The 26,844-nt window shown below is 73.0% G+C and carries 24 protein-coding genes; 4 read left to right on the top strand and 20 right to left on the bottom strand.

Annotation, left to right across the window (positions count from 1 at the left end):
• The 9 genes from ACNAVT_RS19565 to ACNAVT_RS19605 all read right to left on the bottom strand — a co-directional run bounded on the left by ACNAVT_RS19565 (position 1) and on the right by ACNAVT_RS19605 (position 13,031).
• On the bottom strand, positions 1-1,203 hold the full coding sequence (locus tag ACNAVT_RS19565) for a low temperature requirement protein A (RefSeq protein ID WP_416298225.1): 1,203 nt from the start codon (positions 1,201-1,203) through the stop codon (positions 1-3).
• 61 nt (positions 1,204-1,264) lie between these two features.
• Positions 1,265-2,488 (bottom strand): hypothetical protein, encoded by a 1,224-nt coding sequence (locus ACNAVT_RS19570; protein WP_416298227.1) that lies wholly within the window; start codon positions 2,486-2,488, stop codon positions 1,265-1,267.
• On the bottom strand, positions 2,485-3,534 hold the full coding sequence (locus ACNAVT_RS19575; protein ID WP_416298229.1) for a lantibiotic dehydratase C-terminal domain-containing protein: 1,050 nt from the start codon (positions 3,532-3,534) through the stop codon (positions 2,485-2,487). The genes ACNAVT_RS19570 and ACNAVT_RS19575 overlap by 4 nt, the downstream gene beginning before the upstream one ends.
• Positions 3,531-6,311, bottom strand: coding sequence for a lantibiotic dehydratase (locus ACNAVT_RS19580; protein ID WP_416298231.1), 2,781 nt, complete (start codon positions 6,309-6,311; stop codon positions 3,531-3,533). The genes ACNAVT_RS19575 and ACNAVT_RS19580 overlap by 4 nt, the downstream gene beginning before the upstream one ends.
• 41 nt (positions 6,312-6,352) lie before the next feature.
• Entirely contained in the window at positions 6,353-7,990 is a 1,638-nt protein-coding gene (locus ACNAVT_RS19585; protein ID WP_416298233.1) for a SagB family peptide dehydrogenase, read from the bottom strand.
• Between the two features lie 10 nt (positions 7,991-8,000).
• Entirely contained in the window at positions 8,001-9,944 is a 1,944-nt protein-coding gene (locus tag ACNAVT_RS19590; RefSeq protein ID WP_416298235.1) for a TOMM precursor leader peptide-binding protein, read from the bottom strand.
• Positions 9,945-10,046: 102 nt separating this feature from the next.
• The gene (locus ACNAVT_RS19595; protein ID WP_416298237.1) at positions 10,047-10,232 is read right to left on the bottom strand and encodes a thiazolylpeptide-type bacteriocin; all 186 of its coding nucleotides are present in this window, start codon (positions 10,230-10,232) and stop codon (positions 10,047-10,049) included.
• A gap of 424 nt (positions 10,233-10,656) precedes the next feature.
• On the bottom strand, positions 10,657-10,839 hold the full coding sequence (locus tag ACNAVT_RS19600) for a hypothetical protein (protein WP_416298239.1): 183 nt from the start codon (positions 10,837-10,839) through the stop codon (positions 10,657-10,659).
• Positions 10,840-10,892: 53 nt separating this feature from the next.
• Positions 10,893-13,031 carry a TOMM precursor leader peptide-binding protein gene (locus tag ACNAVT_RS19605; RefSeq protein ID WP_416298240.1) on the bottom strand — a complete coding sequence of 713 codons (2,139 nt, stop codon included), beginning with the start codon at positions 13,029-13,031 and terminating at the stop codon, positions 10,893-10,895.
• A gap of 492 nt (positions 13,032-13,523) precedes the next feature.
• Here ACNAVT_RS19605 and ACNAVT_RS19610 point away from each other — a divergent pair, with 492 nt between their 5' ends.
• Positions 13,524-14,444, top strand: a complete 921-nt coding sequence (locus ACNAVT_RS19610) for an ATP-binding cassette domain-containing protein (RefSeq protein WP_416298242.1) — start codon at positions 13,524-13,526, stop codon at positions 14,442-14,444.
• Entirely contained in the window at positions 14,441-15,283 is an 843-nt protein-coding gene (locus tag ACNAVT_RS19615; protein WP_416298244.1) for an ABC transporter permease subunit, read from the top strand. The genes ACNAVT_RS19610 and ACNAVT_RS19615 overlap by 4 nt, the downstream gene beginning before the upstream one ends.
• Positions 15,284-15,435: 152 nt before the next feature.
• On the opposite strand, the gene pheT is transcribed toward ACNAVT_RS19615, so the two are convergent.
• The 11 genes from pheT to ACNAVT_RS19670 form a co-directional block, all read right to left on the bottom strand.
• The gene (gene pheT / locus ACNAVT_RS19620; RefSeq protein WP_416298246.1) at positions 15,436-17,985 is read right to left on the bottom strand and encodes a phenylalanine--tRNA ligase subunit beta; all 2,550 of its coding nucleotides are present in this window, start codon (positions 17,983-17,985) and stop codon (positions 15,436-15,438) included.
• 38 nt (positions 17,986-18,023) lie between these two features.
• The gene (pheS, locus tag ACNAVT_RS19625) at positions 18,024-19,097 is read right to left on the bottom strand and encodes a phenylalanine--tRNA ligase subunit alpha (protein ID WP_416298248.1); all 1,074 of its coding nucleotides are present in this window, start codon (positions 19,095-19,097) and stop codon (positions 18,024-18,026) included.
• 218 nt (positions 19,098-19,315) lie between these two features.
• Positions 19,316-20,155 carry a TrmH family RNA methyltransferase gene (locus ACNAVT_RS19630; protein ID WP_416298250.1) on the bottom strand — a complete coding sequence of 280 codons (840 nt, stop codon included), beginning with the start codon at positions 20,153-20,155 and terminating at the stop codon, positions 19,316-19,318.
• Positions 20,156-20,187: 32 nt separating this feature from the next.
• Positions 20,188-20,580, bottom strand: coding sequence for a 50S ribosomal protein L20 (gene rplT, locus ACNAVT_RS19635; protein ID WP_046564689.1), 393 nt, complete (start codon positions 20,578-20,580; stop codon positions 20,188-20,190).
• Positions 20,581-20,612: 32 nt separating this feature from the next.
• On the bottom strand, positions 20,613-20,807 hold the full coding sequence (gene rpmI, locus ACNAVT_RS19640) for a 50S ribosomal protein L35 (protein ID WP_091309655.1): 195 nt from the start codon (positions 20,805-20,807) through the stop codon (positions 20,613-20,615).
• Positions 20,808-20,826: 19 nt separating this feature from the next.
• A complete protein-coding gene (infC, locus tag ACNAVT_RS19645) occupies positions 20,827-21,453 on the bottom strand; it encodes a translation initiation factor IF-3 (protein ID WP_416298253.1) in 627 nt (208 codons plus the stop codon).
• A gap of 327 nt (positions 21,454-21,780) precedes the next feature.
• Positions 21,781-22,251, bottom strand: coding sequence for a PH domain-containing protein (locus ACNAVT_RS19650; protein WP_416298255.1), 471 nt, complete (start codon positions 22,249-22,251; stop codon positions 21,781-21,783).
• A complete protein-coding gene (locus tag ACNAVT_RS19655) occupies positions 22,248-23,210 on the bottom strand; it encodes a DMT family transporter (protein WP_416298257.1) in 963 nt (320 codons plus the stop codon). Before ACNAVT_RS19655 ends, ACNAVT_RS19650 begins: the two co-directional genes overlap by 4 nt.
• Positions 23,207-24,052 carry an ATP phosphoribosyltransferase gene (hisG, locus tag ACNAVT_RS19660; protein ID WP_416298259.1) on the bottom strand — a complete coding sequence of 282 codons (846 nt, stop codon included), beginning with the start codon at positions 24,050-24,052 and terminating at the stop codon, positions 23,207-23,209. The genes ACNAVT_RS19655 and hisG overlap by 4 nt, the downstream gene beginning before the upstream one ends.
• Positions 24,053-24,100: 48 nt before the next feature.
• Positions 24,101-24,364: a phosphoribosyl-ATP diphosphatase gene (locus tag ACNAVT_RS19665; RefSeq protein WP_416298261.1), complete on the bottom strand. Its 264-nt coding sequence runs from the start codon at positions 24,362-24,364 to the stop codon at positions 24,101-24,103.
• An 87-nt stretch (positions 24,365-24,451) separates the two neighbouring features.
• Positions 24,452-24,649: an alpha/beta fold hydrolase gene (locus ACNAVT_RS19670; RefSeq protein ID WP_416298263.1), complete on the bottom strand. Its 198-nt coding sequence runs from the start codon at positions 24,647-24,649 to the stop codon at positions 24,452-24,454.
• Positions 24,650-24,812: 163 nt separating this feature from the next.
• On the opposite strand from ACNAVT_RS19670, the gene ACNAVT_RS19675 reads away from it, so the two are divergent.
• Positions 24,813-25,511: an ArsR/SmtB family transcription factor gene (locus ACNAVT_RS19675; RefSeq protein WP_416298265.1), complete on the top strand. Its 699-nt coding sequence runs from the start codon at positions 24,813-24,815 to the stop codon at positions 25,509-25,511.
• Complete coding sequence (locus ACNAVT_RS19680) at positions 25,508-26,842, top strand: MFS transporter (protein ID WP_416298267.1); 1,335 nt, start codon at positions 25,508-25,510, stop codon at positions 26,840-26,842. The genes ACNAVT_RS19675 and ACNAVT_RS19680 overlap by 4 nt, the downstream gene beginning before the upstream one ends.
• The last annotated feature ends 2 nt before the right edge of the window (positions 26,843-26,844 follow it).

The raw sequence follows: 26,844 nt of genomic DNA on the forward strand, positions 1-26,844 counted from the left end.
TCAGCCCTTGGGCGGCAGGCCGGGCGGTGGCGCCATCTTCCTCGGATACATCCGCCAGCTGATCACGTTCGCGGCGCCGACGCCGGCCAGCACCACGACGGCGGCCACGGCCACCAGCAGGGGCGGCAGCAGGAGGGCCAACGGGACCAGGACCCCGAGCGCCAGCAGCCCGATCGGCCGCGACCACGAGACCCGGCTGAATCCGGCGTAGTCGAGCATGGACCGGCCGACCAGGAACAGCGCCGGCCCCCCGAGGATGACCGCGATCAGGGACAGCTCGGTCTCGCCGAAGGGGTGCGAGATGATCAGCGCGTCCCCCACCCCACTGACCGCGACGCCGATCACCATGACCAGATGCGCGTACGACGCGAGGTCACCGACCAGAGCCGGGGCCCGGGACGACGCGATGGCGGCGGGAAGCAGCTCACCTGCCCGGTAGTAGTAGATCTGCCAGAACAACACGGTGATCAGGAACGCCACCAGCAGCGCGGCGGTCCGATCGCGCTGGAAGCCGAACGGGCTGAGCTGGGTGCCCGCGGACAGGATGCTCTCTCCGAAGGCGATGATGAGCACCTGGCGGTAGCGCTCCGTCAGGTGTTCCTCCGCGATCGGCCGGCCCCGCAGCCCCGCGCGCCCGAGCCGAGGTGTCGGGAAGTCAAGCAGCCCTCCGGCGTAGTCGATGAGGACCGCCACCGTCCACCAGATCAGCCGCGGGCCGTGGGAGGCGAAGATCCCGGCGATCCACGGAACGGCCGAGAGGCACGCCCAGAAGACGATCCGGACGCTGACCAGGCGGGTGCGCCGATCCCCGCCGCCGAACACCACGAGCCAGAGATGCCGGAGCACTTCGATGGTGACGAAGACCCCCGCGAACACGTACCCGCGCTCCCGGTAGGCCGCCGGCACCGCGGCCGCCATCAGCAGGGCGCCGAACATGGTCACGATGACCATGACCTGGACCATGGGGCGGGTGGGATCGTAGCGGTTGGCCGTCCAGGCCATGCGGTACCAGAGCCACCAAAGGGCCAGGGTCAGCACCATCGCCGAGTAGAACCCCGACCAGTTCAGCTGTTCGATCAGCCGTCCGGAGAGGCGGGTGAAGGCGAAGACGAGCACCACGTCGAAGAGCAGTTCGACGAAGCCGGCCCGACTCGGGGGCTCACGGCTCCCTGGCAGCTCAGCCGCCGCACCCCGCCTGGCCATATGGGTCTGCCCTACTTCTCCCCTTTTGGCCAGTATTCCACGCCATTGCGGCCAGGAAGCATCAGGTCGGGGAATTCCGCGGGTGCCGGCGAGCGAAGTGGGCGGCCAGGGCCCCCAGCACCACCGCCTCCGCGACGAGGATCGCCACGGCCCACCCGGAGCCGACCCAGCCGGCCAGCGAGAGGTACCAGTAGCGCACCAGCAGCGTCAGCACGGTAGCCGCGAAGGCCGCCGAGGCCAGGCCGTAGAGCGCGTAGGCAACCCGGTCGCGGGGACGGTAGTCCCGCACCGCGCCAGGCCCCTGGCGCAGCAGCCGACCGTAGAACCGGTAGGTGTCGGCCCGCAGGTCGGCGAGGTTCAGGGCGTGGCTGAGCATGTAGTAGCCGTCGAGCCGGAGGAAGGGCACGAGGTTGATGGCGGCGGCCGCCGTGCCGAAGATCAGCATCGTGCCGGCCAGGTCGTGCAGCGCGCCGCGCGGACCCCACACCCACATCGCGACGAACGGCACCAGAGCCAGCATGCTGACGAAGACGCCGGCGAACGCGGTCGCCACGCGACGGCGCGGGGTGAAGAGCACGATGTCGTCGACCTTGCAGTACGGCGCCAGCATCGGGAATCGCCACATCACGCCGATCTCGGGGACCTGTCCGCCGAAGTGCCGGCAGGTGAGCCCGTGCGCGCACTCGTGCAGGAAGATGATCGCCCAGGTGATCACCACCCCGGCCAGGATCGCCGGGACCGGGCGGTCTCCCCCGGCGACCGGTTCGAGCAACTCCCGCAGGTGCACCGCCACGTACCCGGCGATCGCCAGCACGACCAGCAGCGCCGGGAGGACGAACCACCAGCTGAACAGCGGCGCCAGGCGGGGCAGCAGGCGGGTGAAGAGCCGGTCCGGATCGAACAACGGAAAGCGGGCGGACAGCAGGCCGCGCCGGCTCCTCGCCGCGTTCTCGGCAGCGGTCGCGGTGAGCCGGGCGATGATCTCGGGGTCCGTCGCGCCGTCGAGCAGCTGCCGCTGATGCAGCATCCCGAACAGCTGCTGCCAGCTCTCCGGCCCGAGCCGCCGCCCGAAGGTGGCGGCGTAGTCGCCGGCCAGGTCGTCCAGGGTACGGATGCCGTCCATCCGGGACAGCAGGAAGTGCTCGCGCGGCCCGATCCGGTAGTAGCAACCGGTCTCCGGATCCTTGACGTGGTGGACGAGCTTCTCGCCCCGCCACTGGCCGGGGCCGAGCACGATCCCGGCCCGCAGCCGGGGCCGGGTCCAGGTCGCGTCGACCGTGGTCATCGCCGGCCGGCCGGGGCGGGGTCGTCGAGCAGCGCGGCCCGCATCAGGTACGACAGGTAGATCTCGTCGAGGATGCTCACGCCGAGCCGGTTGTTCGTCATGTGCACGTACGAGCTGAGCAGGATGGGCAGGGCGACGTCGAGGTCGCGGATCGGGGTGGGCTCCCCGTCGCCACGCTGGAACACCAGCTCGCCCCGCTCGACCGCCCCGGCGACCCGGGCGCGCAGCTCACGGCAGTGCGCCACCCAGCGGCCCTCGACGCCGTTGGGCCCGACGTCGCCGTGGCCCCACGCCGCGGCCCTGATCTGGGCCAGTCGGTCCCGCAACGCGCCGTCCATCCGCCGGTAGCTGGTGTCGAAGCTGGCGTGGTAGTCGTCGCTGGGCTCGGAGTAGGAGACCTCCCAGAACCGGCGGTACTCGTCGAGGAACTCGGCGATCCGCCGGTCGTCGGGGAGGAAGACCGCGCACATCATCATGCCCAGCTGGGCGGAGAGCCCGAGCAGCACCGGACGGACGTGCACGTTCGTGGTGGCCAGCAGATCCAGCACCACGTCGCTGGAGTGCTCGAAGTGCCACTCGGCGAGCTGAATCCCGGCCGGGCCGCCGTAGCGGCCGTACTCGCGTTCGTAGGGGATGTGGTGGTAGCTGTTGTTCGCCCGCATCGGCATCACGCCGTCCGAGCCGTACTCGTCGTCCCACCGCTGCCGGCCGTACTCGGCGACGTACATCTGCTTGTACAGGTCGCCCAGCCCGTCGCTGTCCACCTCGTAGAGGGCGGGACGGCGGCGCAGGAACGCCGCGATCGCCCCGTCCACCCGAGCCCGCACCACCGCCGGGTCCACGCCGGGGGCGGGCAGCACGCGAAGCCGGACGTGCGGCCCCTCCATCCAGTACTTGATGAAGAAGTACCGGCTGATCAGCCCCTCGGCCCGCAACTCGTCCACCAGTGGGCGGACACCCTCGACGAGCATCGGGTTGGCGTTGCTGGCGTAGAAGACGTGGACGCTGAGCCAGCCGTGCTCCACCGGGGACGGGAAGTGCGTCATCGGTCCACCTTTCCGGCACGGACGCCGTTGAGTTCGACGGTCAGTTCGGTGACGTGGGTGCCGCCGGGGCCGTTCAGCACCTGCTCGGCACGGTCCGGCAGCATCTCGGTGAGCACCAGCCGGCTGCCCGCTCCCCGCCCGGTCGCCTCCAGCAACTGCAGACAGAAGTGGCTGTCGAAGTCGACGTAGAGCGGCTTGTGGTCCGGTCGGACACCCGGCTGCGCCCCGGGCTGGCCGGCGTCGCCCACCTTCGGGGTGACCGGGCCGCCCTCCGGCGTGGCGAAGACCCGGCGGGGCAGGCCGTTGTCGCGCCGCCACCGCTGCCAGCGCAGGAACCAGTCCGCGTCACTCTGCTCCGGGGTGCGCGCCGGCGGCAGGTGGTCGGGATGCAGTTTCCACATCCGCCGCTGCAGCACCAGGTCGCCGAACGCGATCCGGGGATAGCCGGCGATGCCCCGGCCGGGCAACGCCACGCCGGTACCGGCCCACAGGTCCGGCTGCGCCATGCCCAGATAGGCGAAGGTGAGCAGCACCTGCTGCACCTCGGGCAGCGCCATCGGCAGCAGGAAACCCAGGTAGACCGGGATGACCTCGGCACCGAGCCGGCGTGAGCGCAGCAGCAACCGGTCCGCCACCGGATCGTGTTCGACGCTGAGATCGTCCATGTGGATCTGCTCGCCGGCCGGGCGGGAGCTGATCTCCCCCGGGCAGACCAGCTCGTACGGGGTGACCGCCGGGTGCAGGTTGAGGTTCGTGGCGTCGTACCCGCCCTTCAGCTCGGCGAGCACCGCGCCCGGCGGCTGGAGCCGGGCCAGCTCGGCGCGGAGCGCTCCGGCGAGGTCCTCGTCGGCGAAGAGGTGGGCGAAACGGGAGAAGAGCAGCGTCATGCCGGAGTAGATCCGGTTGACCACGACCCGGTGCCGGTCGCCCTGGTCGGCGAGCTGGAGGAAGAAGGACCGGGGGTCGAGCGTGCCGAGGGTCTCCGGCACCATGGCCGCGACGTCGGACATGAACGCGTCGTCGAGGCGCAGCTCCTCCGCGCCGGCCGGCAACCGGTCGTACGCGTCCCTCATTCGCCGGGCCACCGCGACCCGGGCGTCGTCCAGTGCGGTGATCTCCTCCTGCCGGAACCAGTTCTCCTGCCGCACGTAGGTGTTGTCCGCGTCGAACGCGCGGCGGCGCATCATCCGTCCGGTGTAGTGCTCGAAGAAGTCCTGCTGGAACTCGTGGGCGAAGGTGAGCAGGTCGTCGCAGCGCCCACCGGCGCCGTAGCGGGCCCGGAAGAAGCCCTTCGTGGCCAGCCGGCGCGGCAGGTTGATGTCGAACACCGGCATGATCCGCGCGAGCGCGCGCAGCCCGGGCAGGATGTCCCGGTCCCAGCGGCTCCGGTCGGCGGTGACCGGCAACCGGGTGCGCAGCGTGGCGTCCTCGTACACCAGGGTCCGGGGGGCCGGGATGTCGGGCCGGCCGAGATCCGCGTGGGCCGCCACCAGTTCCCGCCGGATGTCCGCGAGCACCCGGCGGCGACCGGCGACGTCGTGCGCCGGGTAACCGACGGCGAGGCGGTTGACCGTCGCGACCCGCTCCGCGAGCCGGTCGGCCCAGTCCCGGCCGATCTCCCGCAGCGCGTGTCGATAGCCCTCGACCGGGTCGTCGGCGTGGATGTCCAGGTGCAGGTTCGGTACCACCAGCAGGCCAACCCGCAGCAGGTGGTGCAGGTACTGCTCGATCTCGGCCGTGGGACGGCCGTCGGCGGCCAGTTCGGTGACCAGGTCGGCCATCCGCCGGACCCGGCCGCCGTCGAGCGCGCCCAGGATGTCGTGCAGCACCCGGCCGGTGGGCAGCACGAACAGCGACTCGTGGATCGATTCCAGGGTGATCGCGGCATCGCCGTCCTCCGAGCTGGTCCGGCGGCGGCGCAGGTAACGCAGCCGGCCGTGTTCGATACGCCAGCCGGTGGTGACGGTGACCGGCAGGTCCGCGCGGAGCGTCTCGTCGGCGAGCACGATGGCCGACAACCGGCCGAGCGCGGCCAGGTTGAGCCGGGCGACGCCACGCTTCGCCTCGCCGGTCCGGTCGGTCACGGGCGAGACGTCGAGCAGCGGGCCGGCACCGGCGCCGAAGGTCCCGACGTTCACCGTGGTCAGCCGGCTGAACGGGCTGGTCTTGCAGGCGGTACGCAGGGCGTACTCCAGCAGCGACCGCTCCACCCGCCTGGCCCGCTTGCCGAGCCTGCCCGACGCGGCCAGATACGCGGGCAGGTACTGGTCCAGCGACGGAGAGGCGAGCAGGATGCCGCCCCGCAGGTCCGGATCGTCAGCCAGCTCGCGCAGCACCGCCCGCCGCTCGGCCAGTTCCCGATCCAGCACCGCCGCGCCGTCGGCCAGCTCCCGCCGGTACGCCGCGAAGGTCTCCAGCCAGCGGGCCAGCATCCGGTGCGTGTCGGCGCCGAGGGCGGCCTTCGGCCAGGCCGCCGGGTCGGCGGGATCGGGTCGGCGCAGGTTCCACACGTCCCGGCGCAGCCGGATCAGCCGCCGCCGCAGCTGGTCGTCGTCGAGATTGCGGGCCACCGCCACCTCGAGCGCGTCCGCGAGCCGCGGCGCGGCTTCCCGCAGGCGGTCCTCCAGGGCCAGCGTCCGGCGGGCCCACTCGGCGCTGTCGTCGAAGGCGAGCCGGTCGGCGACCTCCAGCGGCAGGCCGGCGGTACGCAGCATGAACACCTCCGGCATCCGCCAGGACAGCTCGGCGGCCGGTGATGCGGGCAGGGACACCGTCACGGGTCTCTCCTTCGTCGACGCGTCGGTGCGGATCGAGGCGGTCACAGCCGGTACGCCAGGTCGGCGGCGCCGTCCGGGTGTCGCCCGAGCAGCAGGAACAACACGGTCCGCTCGTCGGTGCCGGCCAGGCCGAGGGCCGCGTCCATGGAGACGTTGTCGAAGCCCAGCACCGCGCCGCAGCCGACGCGCTGGGCGCTGGCCGCGCAGTAGGCGCGCTGCGCCACGGCGCCGATCTCGGCGTTGAGGATGCGGTAGCCGCGCGGGCCGACGGCGTCGAGCACGGCGTCCAGCCGGCCGGAGATGGCCAGCACCGCGCCGACCTGACCCATCGTGTAGTTGGTGAGGAAGTACTGCTGTTGCAGGAAGGCGGACATGCCGCCGTCGGGTTCGGGCCCGGCAGGCAGCAGTGTGTGGCGCCGGGGACAGTAGGCGTAGCTGCCGGTGGCGAGGCCGCCGACGTGGTTGGCGAAGACCCAGAGACGGGTGAGGGCCGGTGCGTCCGCCGGCAACCCGACGTCGGCCGGGTGGTGCCGGCCGGCGGCGGCGAAGGCGAGGGTGGTGCCGAGTTCGGCGGCGGTCAGGTCGGGCGGCCGGCGGAACCGACCGAAGCTGCTGGACCGGGTCGCCAGCACCGCCGACAGGGGACGCTCCAGCCGCTCCAGCAGGGGTCCGGGCAGGGTCACCGGTTCGCCGGTCAGGGCGCGGGGCGCGGCGCCCGCCAGGGCGGCCGCGGCGGGGGTGGCGGGGGCCGCCGCCGCCCGGTGCACCGCGGTGACGGCCGGGAACTCCCGCAGCCGGCGGGACCGTTCGAAGGCCGGGTACCGGACCCGGACATCCGCGGTTGCTGCCGGCTCACCGGCCGAGCCGGTCCGGGTCGCGCCCCCTCCGTCGACCGCCGGATGGCCACCCTCCCAGGTCAACGGTACGACCGCGAAGACGCTCTCCCGGTCGCCGTCGAAGCCGAGCAACCGGTCCACCGGCGCGGGATCGAAGCCGAGCAGGCGGGGCAGGGGCGCGCCGAGCGCGCGGGCCAGCAGGTCCCAGGAGCCCAGCAGCGCGCCGAGGTCCTGGGTGACCACGTGATAGCAGAAGCTGTTGTACTTGAAGGAGTTCTTCCAGAACCGGATGCTCGCCACCAGGAAGCTGTCGGCGGTGCCCGCGGAATCGCCGGCGGCGGCGCGTACCGTGCCGCTGACGTCGCCGACCAGCAGCCGCTCCAGCACGTGCTGGCCCGTGCCGTAGTGGTAGACGCCGGGTAGCAGCGGCCCGGACGACCCGGCGACCAGGTAGAGCTCCACCGGGTACATGCCGCCACCGGAGGCGGTGCCGCGCCCCCAGACCGCGTGCTCGAAGTGCGTCCGCTTGGCCAGGTCCTGGTTCCAGTTCACCGTCAGCCGCCGGTCGAGCACCCCGTACGACAGGCGCAGCAGGGCCGCCAGCCGGGGCAGCGACCAGCCCACCGGCGGCGGGAGGTGCTCCCCGGTGAACAGGTCACGCAGGGTGGGCAGGTCCGGCAGCGTCGCCGGCAGCGGCAGCCTGGGAGCACCGGGGTAGCTGACGTGGCGGGAAGGCTGGTCGACCCAGTCCACCTCGTAGTTGAGCGGTTCCATCGGGATCCGGGCCCGGCGGAACACCGCCTCGGTGTACTCCCGGACGACCTCGCGGGCCTCCTGCGGCATCTGGGTGCTCCTAGGGGAAGGGGTGCGGGTGGGGGTTGCGGCCGGTGGCCCCGAGCCGGTCGGGTCCGTGTGTGCCCCGGGCCAGGTGCCGCTCCAACCGGTCGCTCCAGAGCACCCGCTGCCGCTGCCAGCCGAAGTCGATCGGGACCAGGGCGGGGGCCACCACCGCCATCGTGTGCACTCCGGCGATCTCCTGCTCGGGGCAGGTCTGGTCGACCGCCACGACGTCGCCGCCGAGCGCGGAGATCAGCCCGCACAGATACTCGGTGTCCGCGCGCAAGTCGTCGTGGTTCGGCCGGGCCGCCAGCCAGTCGCCGTACAACTCGGTCATCGACCGCAGCGGCGGGTCGTCGAAGAGGAACGCGGCGTGGCGGGTCATTTCCGGCAGCCCGTACAGCAGGGCATGGTGGCTCAGCTCGGTGACCCTGGTGTAGTCCCGCACCATCTCACGCAGCTGCGGCTCGCTCGCGGCGACACGTTCGTCGAAGCCGGGAACGTAGGAGGCGGTCTCGCAGACCGCAGCGCGGACCGCGTCGTCCGGGTCGAGGCTGGCGCCGGCGGCGAAGCAGAGCTGGCCGAGCCCGTCGCCGCGCTTGACCGCAACCGCGGTGACCACCGGGACAGGCAGGTCCGCCCGGGTGTCGAAGAGCCGGAGGTCATACCCGAGCAGGTTCACCCGGTCGAGCATGAAGTGCACCCGCTCATCGCGGCAGGTGGCCGGGTCGATCTCGGCCAGCCGGGCCGACCCGTACCAGGCGAGCAGGAAGGCGTCCCGCTCGACCAGTTCGAGCATGCCGTGCAGCAGCGCCTCCTCAGGGCAGCTGCCGCTGGCGCAGCCGTTGGAGCACTCCTGGACGAACTTGCGCTGGTCGGTACGGCGGTCCAGGTAGTAGACGAGTTGCTCGGGCACGAGCCGGCGGGTGCGGTCGCGCAGCGAGTGGCCCCAGACCCAGTGCATCGGCTCGGTGGGCGAGTAGGGGGCGTAGTAGTGCCCGTGGCCGTCGTAGAACGCCGGGTGGTAGCCCAGCCCGGCGGGGTCCAGAGCGTCCGGGGCCAGGTTCGCGTAGCTGTCGAAGACCGTGGTCCGCCGGGCCCGGGGAAACTGGCCGGCGTACCGTTCCAGCCCCTCCAGCAGGGCGTAGGTCTCGCTGCCGCCGTAGCTGTTGGCGTGTCCGCTCCACCACATCTCGTGCAGGTCGTAGCGGCTGCGGACCCGGAAGTATCCGGTCACCGGCGCGGTCGCGGTGGCGTTGTACGCGCGCAGCGCGTTGCCGCCCAGCGCCCCGGCGACCGGGTTCGCCAGCGCGGCGACCGGCAGGTCCAGGTCCCCGGCCGACCGCAGCCGGTACGCGGACGGATCCGGCTTGGGCCGGCTGGTGAGCGGGACGTCCGCCGCCGCGGCGGTGTCCTCGGCGGTGGTCGCGCAGGCCGGGCAGTCGGAATCGGCCAGCACCGCGACGACGGTGGTCTCCAGGGTGTCCATCCGCAGCTGCCACAGGCGGCCGATGCCGGGCCGGTCGGCCCGCGACCGGCAGGCGGCCAGGAGGAGCTGCCAGAGCGCGTCGACGGCGAACGGCGTCAGGTGGGGCAGGGCCGCCACGGTGCCGACCCGGGCGCCGTGCTCCAGGGCGTGCCGTTCCTCGCGTACCCGGATGGCCTGCCAGCGCCGCTGCACGCAGAGCGGGCACGGGCCCGGCGTGGCCCCGTCGTCCGTCCAGCGCGAACCGACCAGCGCGGTCGCGCCGTGCAACCAGATCGGCACCACGTCCCCGGTCAGGCCCTCGCCGCCGTCGGCGTACGCGTCGGTCAGGCCGAGGGCGGCCACGCGGACGGTGATCCCGTCGAGCGGCGCACCGGGGCGGGCCGCGACCTGGAGGCGCTCGTGGAACGCCTCGCCGAGCTGTTTGAGGCTGCTGTCCCACCCGGTGGAGGTGGTCCGAACGTCGACGATCATGCGGTTCACCTGTCTGAGGTCGCTGCCGTGCGGTGCTGGTGGGGTGGGGGCCGGCGCCCCGCCGACGTGGCCCGCCGGCGGGGACGGTGGCGGTCGGTTCGACTACCCGCCGCCGCATCCGGTGCTGGTGCTGGTGCTGCAGCAGCTGGACGTGCTGCAGCTGCAGCAGCTGGAGCAGGAACAGCTCGAGCTGGACCAGGCCATGACCATCGCGTCGATGGCGTCGACGTCCTCGATCTCGAACGTCTCCGTCTCCAGCGCGCGGAGCTCGTCAGTCAGTTCCGGCATTTCCTTACACCTCCCCTCAGGCGATCCGGAGCCGTGGCGCCAGCCGGACGTCCGGAGCGACCGGCGGCATCGCGGCTCGGCTGGTACTGCCGCACCTCGACGAGGTGCGGCCGCACAGGAGGTCGGCGGACAGATCCGCGATGTCCTCGACCTCGAGCGGCTCGGTCCGCAGCTCAGGCAGTTCCCACTACGGACCGAGTCGGGCGGTACGGCGGATGTCGGGCGTTGGTGCCGACACGTGCTGTCGTTGAGCCGCGATCAGGGCCAGTCGTCGGTGGTCTGCGTCCGCACCACCACGGTGGATCCAGCGGAGGCACGCAGGCGTTGCTCGCCGGTTCGACCGGCGGCGGATGGTCCGCGTTCGTGCGGTGCCCCACCGGCGACTGGAGGTCGTCAGCGTCGCGAGTCAACCCCGCCCACCCGGTCAGCCGCAGCTAGAGGTGCTGGTGCTGCAGCTGCAGCAGCTCGAGGTGCTGCAGCTGCAGCAGCTGGAGCAGGAGCAGCTGGAGCTGGTCGCGGCGAGCGCCTCGCCACCGTCCTCGACCTCCTCGATCTCGAAGGTCTCGGTCTCCAGCTCGCGGAGCTCGTCGTTCAGGGTGATCGGCATCTTTCCACCTCCTTCCACGGTGCGTGCCTCGTACGGACCACTGGTGTGGTGGTTCAGTCGGCCGTGCGGCCGTCGTGCCGCAGCAGGACCACGCCGCTGCGGAACGCCCCGCTGGCCCGGATGTCCCGGGTGGTCGTCTCGACGAGCAGGGCGCTCATCCCCCGGGCACCCAGCGCGGCCAGCACGGCTGCCCGGTCGGTGGCCGCGCAGGCCCGGGTGACGGCGGTGGTGGTGAGCGTCGCGGGGTCGAAGTCCCGCAGCACCGGGTCGCCGAGGTCGGCGGCCGTCCCCTCGAAGTGCCGCACCTGGGCCCGCCCCACCACGTCACGTACGGCCGCGAGCCGGGTGGCGACCGGGTCGAACCCGCCGGCCAACGCCCAGTCCCGGTCGCCGCCGCCGGCAGGTTCGGTGACGGCGAGCACGGCGTGCGCCGGGCCGGCGGCGGCCAGCGCGTAGACCGACAGCTGGCGGCCGAACCGGTGGGCCGTCTTGACCACGAAGGCGGTGTCGCCGTCGCCGACCAGGTCCTCCTCGCCCACCACGCTCAGCCCGGCCCGGCCGCGCAGCGCCGCCGTCAGCGCGTGGTACGCCAGCGCGTCCGTCAGTCCGTGGTCGACCACACCGTCGAGTGATCCGGCGGCGGCCGCTCCGGCCACCGTCGGCTCGGCCCAGCCCTCGGCGTTGAACGCGGAGGTGGGCAGCGCCAGCGCCGCCGGCACCCACACGGTCTCCGCCCGCCCCAGCACGACGGCCGGCAGCCACCGGGTACGCCGCCGGGGATCGTCGGGCCGCCCACCGGCCGCCGTGTCCAGTTCCGCCCACGGCACCGGGTGCTCGCCCCGGTCGCGCAGCTCGACGGCCGAGGCCGTCACCGCCCCGGCCGGGTCCGCGTGCCGGGCGGCGTGGTCGCGTACCGCGATCCGGTAGGCGGCCAGCCGGGCGCTCATCACGGTGTGCACGTCGAAGGCGGTCACCTCGCGCGGGCCCCGCCGCCCGGGCACCCGCAACCGGGCCGTCTTCAGCGGCGCCTGCTCCAGCGGGTCGTCGACGAACCGGGTGAAGACACCGGCGTTCGGCGACACCAGCATCTCGGCACGCTGGTAGGTCTCCTCGTCCGAGTCGGCGCTCGGGACCGGCTCGGACACCTCGACGTCCCGGCAGACCGGGCAGCCCGGGTGTGGCAGCACCCGTTCCCGGGCGGACTCCAGAGTGGACGAATCGAGCAGCAGCACCCCGCCGGCGGTGTCCGGCGCGAACGCACCGGTGAGGGCGCGGAAGAGTTCGAAGGCGGCGGCGTTGCCGAGCATCCGCCCGCTCACCTCGGGCAGGACCGCCGCCGCGGTGGCGTCGCCGCCGAGGGCGAGCTGTCGCCAGAACTCCACGGCCGCCGCCGGTTCGGCGCCGGCGGTCAGTCGTAGTTGGGCGCAGTGCCAGCAGGGGGTCTGCCCAGGCGGGACGGTCGGCCCGACCACCGCCCGGTCGTCGTCCCAGGTCACCGACACCAGCAGCGGACCGTCCCGGTGACAGGCGCGGGCCAGGTCCGCCAGCCTGGCCAGTCCCGCCGGAGCGGTGCAGTACACCACCGCGTCCGCCCCGCGCAGGTCCGGCGTCCCGGCGTGGAACCCGACCTCGACCGGCAAGCCGTCGGCACGCAGCTCCGCCAGTTCGGGTCGCAGGGCCTCGGCGTACGGCTCCGGGTCGTCGTCCGGGTACAGGTCCAGCCGCACACACCCGTTGCGGAGCAGACCGGCCGCCGCCGCGAGCAGGGCCGCTCCCTCACCGGCCAGCACCACCCGGGCATCGTGGAAGCGCTGGAACCGGCCGGTGGGGTCGTCGGCGAAGTGGTCGATGAACTCGATCTGGGCGGCGAACCGGCGGCCCAGTGGTTCCGGCAGCTCGGTGCGGTCCCTGGCGTCCTTGGCGAAGCCTCGGGAGACCAGCGCGCGGACCAGGGTGAGCACGGTCTCCCGCTGCCCCGGTTCGAGGGTGGCGGTGAGCTGCGCGAGCGTGTGCTCCCCGGTCAGATAGGGACTCAGCGACGTCAGCCAGCGGAAGGCCGACCGACCCTTGATCAGGAAGGCGGTGTCCGGGCCGCGCAGGTAGGCGCCGGCCGGAGCGTCCAGGAACACCACGTCGTGCCGGAGCTTGGGACGCGATTCCAGAGTCACTCCACCGTCCGGCAACTGGGTCATCTCGGCTCCTATGCCAACGACTGAGGCCGTGTCGAAAGTGTCTTCATGCTGCCCAAGATCAAGTCTTTCGTCAACAAAATGTTTCGTGCGAGGCAGTGGCGACAGTGAATTGAAGGGGCATTGAGCTGCGGCTAAGACAAGAAGCGTCACCACCACGAACTTCCGCCCTTCCCGAGCCGATCAACCTCCGCTAGTCTGTGGACGTCGTCAGGGCCGCCGCAGGTCATAGCCGCTTTGCCTCGTCCCACCACTGGCCACTGACGACGGCGGGGCCAATGAGGCAACCACCGAGCGATCCGGTGGCGGCACCACCCACCCTGCCTTAACTGACGGTTAATTGCCGATGCACAAATAACGCTGTGTTGCGGTCAGGAATAAGAGGGGCTGCGGGATGAAGGCAAAGAGCAATCTGATCTGCGGCTCTCGGCTCATCCTCCCAACGATTGCGCCAGCCCGTTGAGAGGTGATCGTTCTGCCATTGAAGTTCATGAGGTGACCAAGCGTTATCCCGGCGGGGTCACCGCGGTTGACGGCCTTGACCTGCGAGTTCATGAGGGCGAGGTGCTCGGCTTCCTGGGGCCCAACGGCGCCGGCAAGACCACCACCATGCGCATGCTCGTCGGGCTGGTCCGGCCGACCAGTGGCCGGATCCGGGTCCTGGGTCGACCGCCCGGCACGCCGGAACAGCTGGCCCGGGTGGGTGCCCTCATCGAGTCGCCGGCCTTCTATCCGCATCTGTCCGGCCGGGACAACCTGCGGCTGGCCGCCCGGTACGCGGGCGTGGCAGACCGTGCCGTCGACCGGGTGCTGGCCGACGTCGGTCTGGCCGACCGCGCCCGGTCGGCGTTCCGGACGTACTCCCTGGGCATGAAGCAACGCCTCGGCGTGGCCGCTGCCCTGCTCAAGGAGCCGGCCCTGCTCATCCTGGACGAGCCCACCAACGGCCTCGACCCGGCCGGGGTGTCCGACATCCGCGAGTTGCTCCGCGGGCTCGGACGAAGCGGCCACACCGTGCTGCTGTCCAGTCACGTCCTCGGCGAGGTGGAGCAGATCTGCGACCGGATCGCGGTCATCGACCGCGGCCGGCTGGTCGCCGACGGCTCGCCCGACGAGCTACGTGGCACCCTGGGCCAGACGGTGCTGCTGATCGACGCCGACCCGATGGACAAGGCGGCGGCGTGCCTGCGCGAGCACGACCGGGTCCGCGCGGTGGAAGCGGTCGACGGGCGACTGCGGGTCACCGCGGACCCGGAGCTGGCCGCGGAACTCAACCGGCGACTGGTCGAAGCCGGGATCGACGTGCGGGAACTGCGTCCACAGCGCCACTCGCTGGAGGAGGCGTTCCTGGAACTGACCGCGCCGGAACGGCCCGGCCGACCGGAGCCGGCCACCACGACGGGAGGCGGCCGATGATGGCGTCGGTACGGGCGGCGTGGTTCGCCGACCGGAGGCGGCCCGCCGTCTGGGCGGTCACCGCGACCTGGACGATCCTGGCGCTCGCCTTCGGGATCGGCATTCCGTACCTCGTGCACCTGTCTCTGGCCGGCGACCCGAAGGAGGCGGAGGCCGCCGAGTCCCTGCTGGCCGCCGTCCTGCCCGGTCAGCTCGTGCCCACCGGGATCGGGCTGTTCCCGCTCTTCGGTGGCGCCATCGTGGTCATCCTCGGCGCACTCGTCGTCGGCAACGAATACCGCTGGGGCACGTGGAACCTCCTGTTCACGCAGCGACCACGGCGGGCGCAGGTGATGGCCGGACACGCCGTCGTCCTGTGCGGCCTGGCCCTGCTGATCGCCGTGCTCACCTTCGGCGTGCTGGCGGTGACCACCGGGGCGCTGGCCCTCACCGAGGGGCGGGCCACCGACTGGCCGTCGGCCACCGACCTCGCCCGGGCGGTGGCGGCCGCCTGGCTGATCTGCACCGCCCACGCCAGCCTGGGCTGGTTCCTCGCCATCACGTTCCGCAGCACCGCCACGGCGATCGCGGTCGGTCTGGTGTGGACGCTGGTCCTGGAGAACGCGATCAGCGGACTCGCCCTCGTGCTGAACCCGCTCACGGTGCTGCAGAAGCTGCTGCTGGCCCCGAGCTCCGGCGCCCTGGCCGGCGCGCTCGGCGCACGGTCCCAGTTCGACGGGGGTACCCCCGGGGTGATCGAATCCTCCAGTGCAGTGGTGCCGACCGCCGTCCTGCTGGGATACGTGGTGCTGATGTTCGGGCTGGGCACCTGGCTGGCGACGCGTCGAGACCTCGGCTGACCGGCCGGAGGAACTCGGGATGGACCAGGGGCCGCGGCTCCGGCCGCGAAGCGCCCCGCCACTCCGGCGGAAGACCCCGCCCGGAGCAGGACGGCGGTGGCGGCCGACGCGAGCACGGCGGCCACCACCAGCCATCCGACGAGCGGCACCGGTCAGGCGCCGCGCAGGGTGGCGCCGAAGCGGCGGGCGGCCTCGGCCACCGCCGCGTCCCGGGCGGCCACCGCCTCCTCGACGGTCAGCGTCCGGTCCGGGGCCCGGAACGTCAGCTTGTACGCCAGCGACCGGCGGCCCGCGCCGAGCTGCTCGGAGGCGTACACGTCGAAGAGCCGGACGCCCTCCAGCAGCTCGCCGGCCCCCTCGACGAGGGCCCGCTCGACCTCGGCGGCGGGCACCGAGTCGTCCACCACCAGCGCCACGTCGATCAGCGCGGGCGGGAAGGTGGAGATGGCCGGCCCGGCCACCATCGGCGCGGCGGGCAGCGCGTCCAGGTTCAGCTCCATGGCGCTGGTGCGGCGCGGCAGCTCCAGCGTCGCCACCACGGCCGGGTGCAGCTCGCCGGCGTACCCGACCGCCGTGCCGTCCACCAGCAGCTCGGCGCACCGGCCGGGGTGCCAGGGGGCGCGTTCGGCGGCCCGGACGGTGACCCGGTCGGCCGGGATGCCGGCGGCGGCGAGGACGGCCCGGCCGGCCTCGACGGCGTCCGCCCAGCCGGCCGCCCGGCCCGCGCCCCACCAGCCGACCGGCTCGATCTCGCCGGCCAGCGCCACGGCGACGTGCTGCGGCTGGTCCGGCACCACCGCGTCGGCGGCGGCGAACTGCTCGTCGGTGGGGCGGCGGTCCACCCCCATGGCCGGCGGAGTGCCGGCGCCGGGCCGCGGGTGGAACACCGTGCCGATCTCGGAGATCACCACGTCGCGCTGGCCCCGGCCGACGTTGCGCTTGAGGATGCCGAGCAGCGGGCCGAGCAGTGTGGTCCGCAGCAGCGGCTCCTCCTCGGACAGCGGGTTGGCCACCCGGACCGCCGGGCGGCGCGGGTCGTCGGTCGGCAGGCCGAGCTGGTCGGCCAGCTCGACGGAGACGAACGGGTGCGCCAGGACCTCGACGTACCCGCGCTCGGCGAGCGACCGGGCGACCGCCCGGCGGCGCTGCTGCTGCCAGGTGAGGCCGCGGCCGGGCGGCGCGGTGGGCAGCACCGACGGCACCCGGTCGTACCCGTCGAGGCGGACCACCTCCTCGACCAGGTCGGCCGGGTCGGTGAGATCGGGCCGCCAGCTCGGCGGGGTCACGGTGAGTACCTCGCCACCGCCCGCCGCGGCCACCCCGACCTCGCCCGGGTCCTCGCCGAGCCGCTCGGTGCCCCGGGCGACCGCGCAGCCGACCTGCTCCAGCAGCTCGACCACCCGCTCCGGGGAGTACGCCACCCCGACCCGGCGCGACGGCAGGTCCGCCGGCAGGGTGACCGGGGTACGCGGCCGGACGTGGTCGAGGTCGAGGATCTCCGTGCCGACCGTGCCCCCGGCGTGCTCGGTGAGCAGCCGGACCGCCTTCTCCAACGCGACCAGCGGCAGCGCCGGGTCGACGCCCCGCTCCCAGCGCTTGGCCGCCTCGCTGAACAGCCTGTGCCGGCGGGCGGTGCGCCCGACCATCGCCGGGTCCCAGTGCGCCGCCTCGAAGAGCACGTCGGCGGTGGAGGCGATCACCTCGCTGGTCTCGCCGCCCATCACCGCGGCCAGCGAGATGGGTCCGGTGTCGTCGCAGATCACCATGTCCTCGGCGACCAGGGTGCGGGTCACCCCGTCCAGGGTGGTCAGCTTCTCCCCCGGCTCGGCCCGGCGCACCACCAGCGGACCGCGGATCCGGTCGGCGTCGAAGGCGTGCATCGGCTGGCCGAGCTCGAGCATCAGGTAGTTGGTGATGTCGACCGGCAGCGAGATGCTGCGGATGCCGGCCACGGTGAGCCGCTGGGACATCCAGCCGGGGGTCTGCGCGGTCGGGTCGACGCCGCGGACCATCCGGGCGGCGAACCGGTCGCAGCCGACGGTGTCGCGCACCTCGACCGGGTACGCGGGCTCGGCGGTGCCGCCGGGCGCCGGTGCCGCGGCCGGGTCGCGGAACGGCACGCCGAGGGCGTGCGACAGCTCGCGGGCGATGCCGCGCACGCTCAGCGCGTAGCCCCGGTCGGGGGTGATCTCCATCTCGACCACGACGTCGTCGAGGCCGACCACCGGACGGGCGTCGTCGCCGGGCTTGGCCGGGGTGTCCTCGGGCAGCACGATGATGCCCGAGTGGTCGTCGCCCAGGCCCAGCTCCTTGGCCGAGCAGATCATACCGTTGGAGTTGCGCCCGTACGTCTTGCGCGCGCCGATGGCGAAGTTGCCGGGCAGCACGCCGCCGGGAAGGATCACCACCACCCGGTCGCCCGGGGCGAAGTTGCGCGCCCCGCAGACGATCTCCTGCGGCTCGCCGGTGCCGTTGGCGGCACCGACGTCGACCCGGCAGAACCGGATCGGCTTCTTGAACCCGGTCAGCTCCTCGATCTCCAGGACCTCACCGACCACCAGCGGGCCGGTGACCGACTCCCGCAGGTCCTCGATGGAGTCCACCTCGACGCCGAGGTCGACCAGTGCCTGCTCCAGGTCGCCGGCGGGCAGGTCGGCGGGAAGGTCGACGTACTCCCGCAGCCAACTGACAGAAACTCGCATGACTCTTAAACCACCGTCTCCGTAGCTCGTGGCGCCGTCTAGACCCCGAACGCGCGGGTGAACCGCACGTCGCCCTCGGCCATGTCCCGCATGTCGCTGACCCCGTGCCGGACCATCACGGTCCGGTCGATGCCCATGCCGAACGCGAATCCGGAGTAGACCTCCGGATCGATGCCGCAGGCGCGCAACACCCGCGGGTTGACCATGCCGCAGCCGCCCCACTCGACCCACTGCGGCCCGTCCCGGTGCTCCGGGAACCAGACGTCGAACTCGGCCGACGGCTCGGTGAACGGGAAGTAGTGCGGCCGCCACCGGGTCTTCGCGCCCTCGCCGAACATCGCCCGGGCGAAGTGGTCCAGCGTGCCGCGCAGGTGCGCCATCGTGATGCCCTTGTCCACCACCAGCCCCTCGACCTGGTGGAAGACCGGCGCGTGGGTGGCGTCCAGCTCGTCGGTGCGGTACACCCGGCCGGGCACGACCACGTAGATCGGCGGCTTGCGGCTGAGCATGGTGCGCGCCTGCACCGGCGAGGTGTGGGTCCGGAGAACAAGGCCGGAGCTGTCCGACCCGTCCTGCGGTGCGATGTGGAAGGTGTCCATCAGGCCGCGCGCCGGGTGGTCGGCGGGGATGTTCAGCGCGTCGAAGTTGGTCCACTCCAGCTCGACCTCGGGACCCTCGGCGATCTCGTAGCCCATCCCGATGAACAGGTCGCTGATCTGCTCCATCAGCGTGCTGATCGGGTGACGGGCGCCGCGCGGCCGGCGGTCGTACGGCAGGGTCACGTCGACCCGCTCCTCGACCAGCACCCGCTCGGCCTGCTCCCGTTCCAGGATCTCCTGGCGGGCGGCGTGCGCGGATTCGATGGCGCGACGGGCCTCGTTGACCCGCTTGCCGGCGTCGGCCTTGGCGGCCGGCGGCAGCGCGCCGATCTCCCGGCGGGCGAGCGAGACCGGGGACCGGTCCCCGAGGTGCGCCGGGCGCAGCGCGGTCAGCGCGTCCAGGTCGGTGGCGGCGGCGAACGCCTTCTCGGCGTCGGCGACGGCCCCGGCCAGGGCGTCCGGGTCGAGCAGGGCGACCTGCTTCGGGTCGTACGGATCGTTGCGGTAGCTCATGGCGTACGGGCACTCCCTCACGGCGGCGCCGGCCCTCACGGGCGGCTAGGCGAGTCTACGGACGCGCGGCTTCGCCGCAGCCCGCCGGTGGGAGTTGGGCAGGAGGAAGGGTCAGTCCCGCCGCCCGCCGACACCGGCGGGCTGGCTAAACGAACGCCGTGGCGCGTTCATCACGTGGACGACTCCCCTGCTGTGTGTGCCGCGCGACCGGCTGGCGGTCAGCGCAACGCTCTCGCTGAAGCGTACAGGCATACGGCCGCCGCCGCAGCCAGGTTCAGGCTCTCGGCGCGCCCGTGCAGCGGCACGCGGACCCGGGCGTCGGCGGCCTCGGTCAGCTCCTCGGGCAGTCCGTGCGCCTCGGAACCGAAGAGCCAGGCGGTGGGGGTGGCCAGCCCGCCGGCGTCGGCGAGGTCGTCGAGGTCGGTGTCGCCGTACCCGGTGGTGGCGAAGACGGAGAGCCCGGCGGTACGCAACGCGTCGACCGCCTGGACCGGGTCGGCGACGCGGACCACGTCGACGTGGAAGAGACTGCCGGCGGAGGCCCGCACGCACTTGCCGTTGTACGGGTCGACCGCGTCGCCGGCGAAGATCACGGCGCCCGTGCCGGCGGCGTCGGCGGTGCGCAGCACGGTGCCGGCGTTGCCCGGGTCGCGGATCTCGGCGAGCACCGCGACCAGCCGCGGCCCGCGCGCGAGGGCCCGGTCCAGGGGCACGTCGAGGTGCCGGCAGACGGCGACCAGGCCCTGCGGGGCGACGGTCTCGGCGAGCGCCGCGAGGGCCTCGTCGGTGACCTCGGAGACGGGCACGTCGGCCCGGGCGGCCCGCGCCGCGAGGTCGGCGTACCGGTCGAGGGCCGCCGGCGTGCCGAAGAGTTCGACGACGGTGCCGGCGCGGGCCAGGGCCTCACGGACGGCCTGCGGCCCCTCGGCCAGGAAGCGGCCGGCGGTCTCGCGGTCGCGGCGGCGGTGCAGCCGGCGGGCGGCGGCGACCCGCGGCGTACGCGGGGTGAACGGGCCGGAGACAGCGTCGAGGCGTCTCCCGCGCGATGGTGACTGCATGGGAGACGCCTCGATCTGCTGGTGCGGGTGGATCAGGCGGCCTGGGCCGCGGCGCCACCGGTGCCCTCGGCCGCCACGGCGGCGCGGGCCAGCTCGACGATCGCGGCGAACGCCGCGGCGTCGTTGACGGCCAGGTCGGCCAGGATCTTCCGGTCGACCTCGATGCCGGCCAGGCGCAGGCCCTGGATCAGCCGGTTGTAGGTCAGGCCGTTGGCCCGGGCGCCGGCGTTGATCCGCTGGATCCAGAGCTGCCGGAAGTCGCCCTTGCGGTCGCGACGGTCCCGGTAGGCGTACTGCATCGAGTGCAGCACCTGCTCCTTGGCCTTGCGGTAGAGGCGGGAGCGCTGACCGCGATAGCCGCTCGCGGTCTCCAGCAGGGTACGGCGCTTCTTCTGGGCGTTCACAGCCCGCTTGACGCGTGCCATCTCAACTCCTTCTTCGGTTCAGGTGGCGCGCGTCAGCGGCCGAGCAGCTTCTTGATTCGCTTGGTGTCGGCCTTCGCCAGCTCGACGGTGCCGGTCAGCCGGCGGGTCTGGGTGGAGGCCTTCTTCTCCAGGTTGTGGCGGAGGCCGGCCTGCTGGGCAACGATCTTGCCCTTGCCGGTCACCTTGACCCGCTTGCCCATCCCGGTGTGGCTCTTCATCTTCGGCATGTGGAACGTCTCTCCCCTGTTACTGGCCGCTGGTGTCAGCGGTCGTGCCGGTCTCACCGGCTGCTGCGGTCTCGCCGGCCTCCGGGGCGCCTTCGGCGGCCCGTTCCCGGGGTCCGCCCCGGGTGGCCGTCGCGGCGACCGCGGCGGCCTTCGTGGCGCGGTGTGGCGCAAGCACCATGATCATGTTACGGCCGTCCTGCTTCGGGGCGGCCTCGACGTACCCCAGCTCCGAGATCTCGGACTCGAGCCGGCGCAGGAGCCGGTAGCCCAGCTCCGGGCGGCTCTGCTCGCGACCGCGGAACATGATCGTCACCTTGACCTTGTCACCGGCCTTGAGGAACCGCACCACGTGACCCTTCTTGGTCTCGTAGTCGTGCGGGTCGATCTTCGGCCGGAGCTTCATCTCCTTGATGACGGTCTGCTGCTGGTTACGCCGCGCTTCGCGCGCCTTCAGTGCGCTCTCGTACTTGAACTTGCCGAAGTCCATGAGCTTGCACACCGGCGGGCGCGCCATCGGCGCAACCTCGACCAGGTCCAGGTCGACGTCCGCGGCCAGCTGTAGGGCGCGCTCCAGCGGGACGATGCCCACCTGCTCACCTTCAGGGCCGACCAGTCGGACCTCACGTGCCCGGATCTGCTCGTTCACGCGTGGTTCGACGCTGATGGGGCCTCCTCGAGTCGAGTCTCCTACGGTGCCGACTCCGCGGGCTCCCGGGCGGGAGCCGACCCGGAAAGCAGAAGGCCCCGGCGTATGCCAGGGCCCACTCGACCGGTCGACACGATCACATGATCGCGCATCCGGAACCGGGACATGCCCGGAACCGGGGACCGGACCCGGCCGCCGTCGCGGCGACTCGGGTGGGAGCAGGCGCTCCGCTTCGGGACCGCCCACACGTCAGGAACGGGGGCAGTCTGGTCGACCCGGTAACACTACACCCCCGCCCCACCGGCCCCCAACTCAACCCACCGCGGGTCAGCGGGGGGTGGGCTCGCCGGCGAGGGCGGCCAGGTAGGCCTGGTGCAGGCGGCGCAGTGCGCGCACCCCCTCGACCGCGTGCTCCTTGTCGGCGGCCTGCAGGGCGACCATCGGCAGCAGGTCGTCGTCGTGCAGCTCCAGGCTGGCCCACGGGGCACCGCGGTCGAAACGGATCCCGCGGACGACCTCCCAGGGCAGCTCGTGCGAGCCGATCACGTTTCGGACCCGGACGCCCCTGGCGTCGGCCACCACGCGGGGGCGGGTGAAGAGCAGGATGCCGAGGGCCCCGCAGAGGCCCAGGCCAACCATGGCGAGCTGGTCGCCCCGTTGGAACGTGCCGTAGCCGTCGCCGGTCGCCCCGGTCAGCGATGTGGCCACCAGGCTGAACACCACCAGCAGGGCGACGGCCGACACCCAGCAGACCAGCCGGATCCGGCGCGGCCGCACGGTCACCACTGAATCGCTCACCCGACCAGTCTGCCATCCGGCTCCGGCTCGCGTTCCGCCGCCACACGGGCGGGCGCGCGCCGTCGCACCCCGGCGACCAGCACCGCCAGCACGGTGAGCGCCGCGCCGGCCAGCACCGGCACCCGCACCCCGGCGCCGCCGGGCAGCAGCACGTCCAGCAGCAGGGCGCCGCCGAGCTGCCCGGCGACCAGCGCCAGACCGGTCCGCAGCACCCCGGCCGCGCGGACACCGACCAGCAGGGCGAGCACGATGCCGACCCCGAGCAGGCCGCCGGTGTAGAGCCACCACTGCCCCGGCCAGGTGGGCCGGTCGGCGAACACCCCGACCATTGACGCGACCGCCAGGATCGCCGCGGTGCTGACGGCGAAGTTGACCGCGAGCCCGGCGGCGTTGCTGCTGGCGGCGGAGACCCGGCCGTTGAGCGCGGCCTGCAGGGCGACCGCCAGGCCACCGGCGACCGCGAGCAGGACCAGCCCGACCGCCAGGTCGCCGACCGGGCGGCCGAGCTGGGCAAGGGTGACCGCGGCGACGCCGAGCAGCGCCCCGCCCAGCCGGGGCACCGTGAGCGGCAGCCGCCCGGCCGGGGACAGCCCGGCCCGGTCCACGGCGAGCCCGCCCAGGCTGCCGCCGGCGACCTGGGCGATGGTGAACACGGCCACCCCGAGCACCGGCACGACGTACGTGCCGATCACCACGATCGCCGCGCCGCCGAGCCCGCCCAGATACGACCACCAGGGCAGGCCACCGCGACGCAACGCGACCAGGCCGGTCCGCATCGAAGGGAGGACGACCAGCCCGACCAGGACGAGGAGACTGCCGCCGAGGTTGTTGACCACCGCGCCGAGCACCGGGTCGCCGGCGCGCTGCCCCAGCTCGGAGTTGGCCACGCCCTGCGCAGCCGAGGCCGCCCCGCCCAGGACGACCAGGGACAGGGCGGCCGGAGCCGGCAGCGGCCTCACAGCCGGCAGGCGTGGATGTTGGTGACCAGGATGGCCCGGGCGCCCAGCTCGTAGAGCTCGTCCATGATCCGGTGCGCGTCGTCGCGCTGGACCATCGCCTGCACGGCGACCCAGCCCTCGCGGTGCAGCGGGGAGACGGTCGGCGACTCGATGCCCGGGGTCAGCGAGCTGGCCCGGTCGAGCAGCCCGGCCGGCACGTCGTAGGCCAGCATCACGTAACGGCGGGCGACCAGCACGCCCTGCAGCCGGCGCAGCAGCTGGTCGGCCTGCGCGCAGCCGGGGGCGCCGGCCCGGCGGACCAGCACCGCCGAGGAGCGCAGCAGCGGCTCCCCGAACACCACCAGGCCGGCCTGGCGCAGGGTGGCGCCGGTCTCCACCACGTCGGCGACCACGTCGGCCACGCCGAGGCGGATGGCGTTCTCCACCGCGCCGTCCAGGCGGATCACCTCGGCCTTGACGCCCAGCTCGGCCAGGTGCCGCTCGACCAGCCCCGGGTACGCCGTGGCGATCCGGTGCCCGCCCAACTGCTGGACGGAGTGCACGTCGTCGGGACGGGCGGCGAACCGGAAGGTGGCTCGGCCGAAGTTCAGGTCGACGATCTCCTCGGCCGGCGCGCCGGAGTCGATCAGCAGGTCCCTACCGGTGATGCCGACGTCGAGGTCACCGGAGCCGACATAGGTGGCGATGTCCTTGGGGCGAAGGTAGAAGAACTCGATGTCGTTGGGCTCGTCCCGGCAGACCAGGTCCTTCGGGTCGGTGCGTTGGCGGTAACCCGCCTCGCGCAGCATCTGGGCGGCCGACTCGGCCAGGGTGCCCTTGTTCGGTACGGCGACACGCAGCATGGGTGGAGTGCTCCTTCGATCGATCGGATGATCAGCGGACGGGAACACTCACAAATGTCGGTAGACGTCCTTGAGTTCGAGACCGGTGGCAAGCATCAGCACCTGGGTCTGGTAGAGCAGCTGGGAGATCTCCTCGGCGGCCCGCTCCGGGCCCTCGTGCTCGGCGGCCATCCACGACTCGGCCGCCTCCTCGACCACCTTCTTGCCGATGAAGTGCACCCCCTTCTCGAGCGCGGCGACCGTGCCCGAGCCCGGGGTGCCGGCGGCGGCCTTGGCCTGCAGCTCGGCGAACAACTCCTCGAACGTCTTCACGGCAGGCGATTCTTCCAGCCGCCCGGGATGACGGTGCGCTCCGGGTCCGGGCGTATCGGCAACTTCGGGACCATGCGGACCGGTCGCTCAGCCGGAAGCGGCGAGGAACCCGCGTACGGCCGCGGCGAACTCGGCGGGGCGGGTCGCGTGCACCGCGTGGCCCGCGTCGATGGTTACCAGGCGGGCGGCGGGCATCCGGGCGACCATCGCGGCGAGCCGGTCCTGCGGCAGGCGGCCGGCCGAACCGCCGGACACGACGAGGGCCGGCAGGGTGATCTCCGTCAACCGCTCCCACCATTCGGGAGGCGGATCGTTGAGCCGGGCCACCACCGCACGCGCAGCCCGGGCAGGTCCGCGTACTCGATCGCCACGATGACGGCAGTCAAACACGGAGACAAATGAAAGGAGGGCTTTCGAAAGGAGCCTTTCGAAGGGTATCCTTCGACACATGCCCGAACAGCAGCCCCGTGAGATCACCGACGTCGACACCCTGCGCGCCCTCGCGCACCCGCTGCGGCTGCGCATCCTCAACGCGGTCGGCCTGTACGGCCCACTGACCGCCACCGAGGTGTCCGAGCGGGTCGGCGAGAGCCCCGCCAACTGCTCCTGGCACCTGCGCCAGCTCGCCAAGTACGGCTTCGTCACCGAGGCCGGGGGCGGCACCGGCCGGCAGCGGCCGTGGCGGCTGGTCACCGACGGGCACCGGTGGGGCGAGGGTGAGGAGAGCCCCGAGCTGGCGCAGGCCGGCGACGCGGCCGCCCGGGTCCTGCTCGACCTGGAATACCGCAAGCTCCGGGACTGGATGGCCGTCCGCCGGCAGCAGTCCCCCGTCTGGCGCGACGCCAGTTTCTTCACCCAGTTCATCGGCTGGTACACCGCCGACGAGCTCGGGGAGCTGAAGCAGGAGATCCAGTCGCTGTTCGCGCGCCACCTGGACCGGCTCAGCGACCCCACGGCCCGCCCGGCCGGGTCGCGACCGGTGCGGTTGATGGCGTGGGGCGTGCCCGAGGTCGACGGACCGGTCTCCGGCAGGGCCGACGCCGAGGGGAACACGGAAAACGAACCGATCGACGGCGACGCCGACGGGAGCACCGAACACGGACCGGTCGTCGGCGACGCCGACGCGGAGGGGGACGAGGACCGATGAGACAGCTGCTGCGCCGGCCGGACTTCCGGCTGTTCTTCCTCGCGTTGACCGTGAGCATGGTCGCCGAGTCGGTCCTGCTGCTGGCCCTGGCCGTGTGGGTCAAGGAGCTGACCGGCTCCGACGGGCTGGCCGGCGCCACCTTCGTCGCGCTGACCGCGCCGATGGTGCTCGCCCCGCTGGTCGGCTGGATGGTCGACCGGGCACCCCGCCGGAGGCTCTTCGTGGCGCTCAACGCGGTCACCGCCGCGCTGCTGCTGCCGCTGCTGACCGTCCACGACGCCAGCCGGCTCTGGGTCGTCTACGCGGTCGCCGCCGGCTACGGGCTCTCCTACATCGCGCTCGGCGCGACGGTCACCGCGCTCGTGCAGGAACTGGTCCCCGCCGAACTGTTGCCCGACGCCAACGGCGCGTCCCAGACCGTCAAGCAGGGGCTGCGCCTGGCCGGCCCGCTGCTCGGCGCCGGCCTCTACGTCCTGCTCGGCGGCCCGGCGCTGGCCGGCGCCTGCGCGCTCGGCTTCCTGCTGGCGGCGGTGGTCGGGCTGACCCTGCGGCGGGCACCAGGGGCCGCCACCGGCTCCGCACCGGCGACCTCGGCTGCGGCGAACACCGCCGGGGCGTCCCACCCGGATTCCTCCGGCGGGGTGGCGGCGGGCGTGCGGCACCTGCTGGGCGAGCTCGCGTTGCGCCGGGCACTGGTGGCGGTGGTGGTCGCCACTGTGGCGATGGGGTTCGGGGAGACGCTCTGGTTCGCGTACGTCGACAAGGGGCTCGGGCGGGAGCCGGCCTTCCTGGGGGTACTGGTCTCGCTCCAGGGGATCGGTGGACTGGTCGGCGGCCTCACCTCGGCGGCGCTGGTGCGCCGACTCGGGGAACTGGGCACCATGGCGCTCGGCGTGGCCGCCCTCGCCGCCAGCAGCCTGGTCCTGGTCCGGCCGGCCCTCTGGCTCGCCGTCGCCGCCAGCGTGCTGATCGGGCTCGGGCTGCCGGCCGCGATGGTGGGCACGATGACGCTAATCCAGCGGCGTACCCCATCGGACCTGGTCGGCCGGGTCTCGGCCGCGCTGGACGCGCTGGCCAGCGGGCCGCAGGCGGTGGCGATCGGGGCGGGTGCGCTCCTGGTCAGCCTGGTCGACTACCGCCTGCTGTACGGGGTGATCGGGGCGGTGCTGGTGGTCACGGCCGGCTACCTGCTCACCGGCCGTCGCCTCACCGCCCCGGCCGAGCCCACACCGGCCGCCGAGCCGGTCGAGGCCACGCGGGCCCCCGAGCCGGTCGGGTCGGCGCCGATCGGCGTCGACTCCCCCTCACCGGCCGGCGCCGCCGCCGGGTAGCT

This window comes from Micromonospora sp. SL4-19 (assembly GCF_047921475.1).
In the GTDB taxonomy this organism is placed as follows: domain Bacteria; phylum Actinomycetota; class Actinomycetes; order Mycobacteriales; family Micromonosporaceae; genus Micromonospora.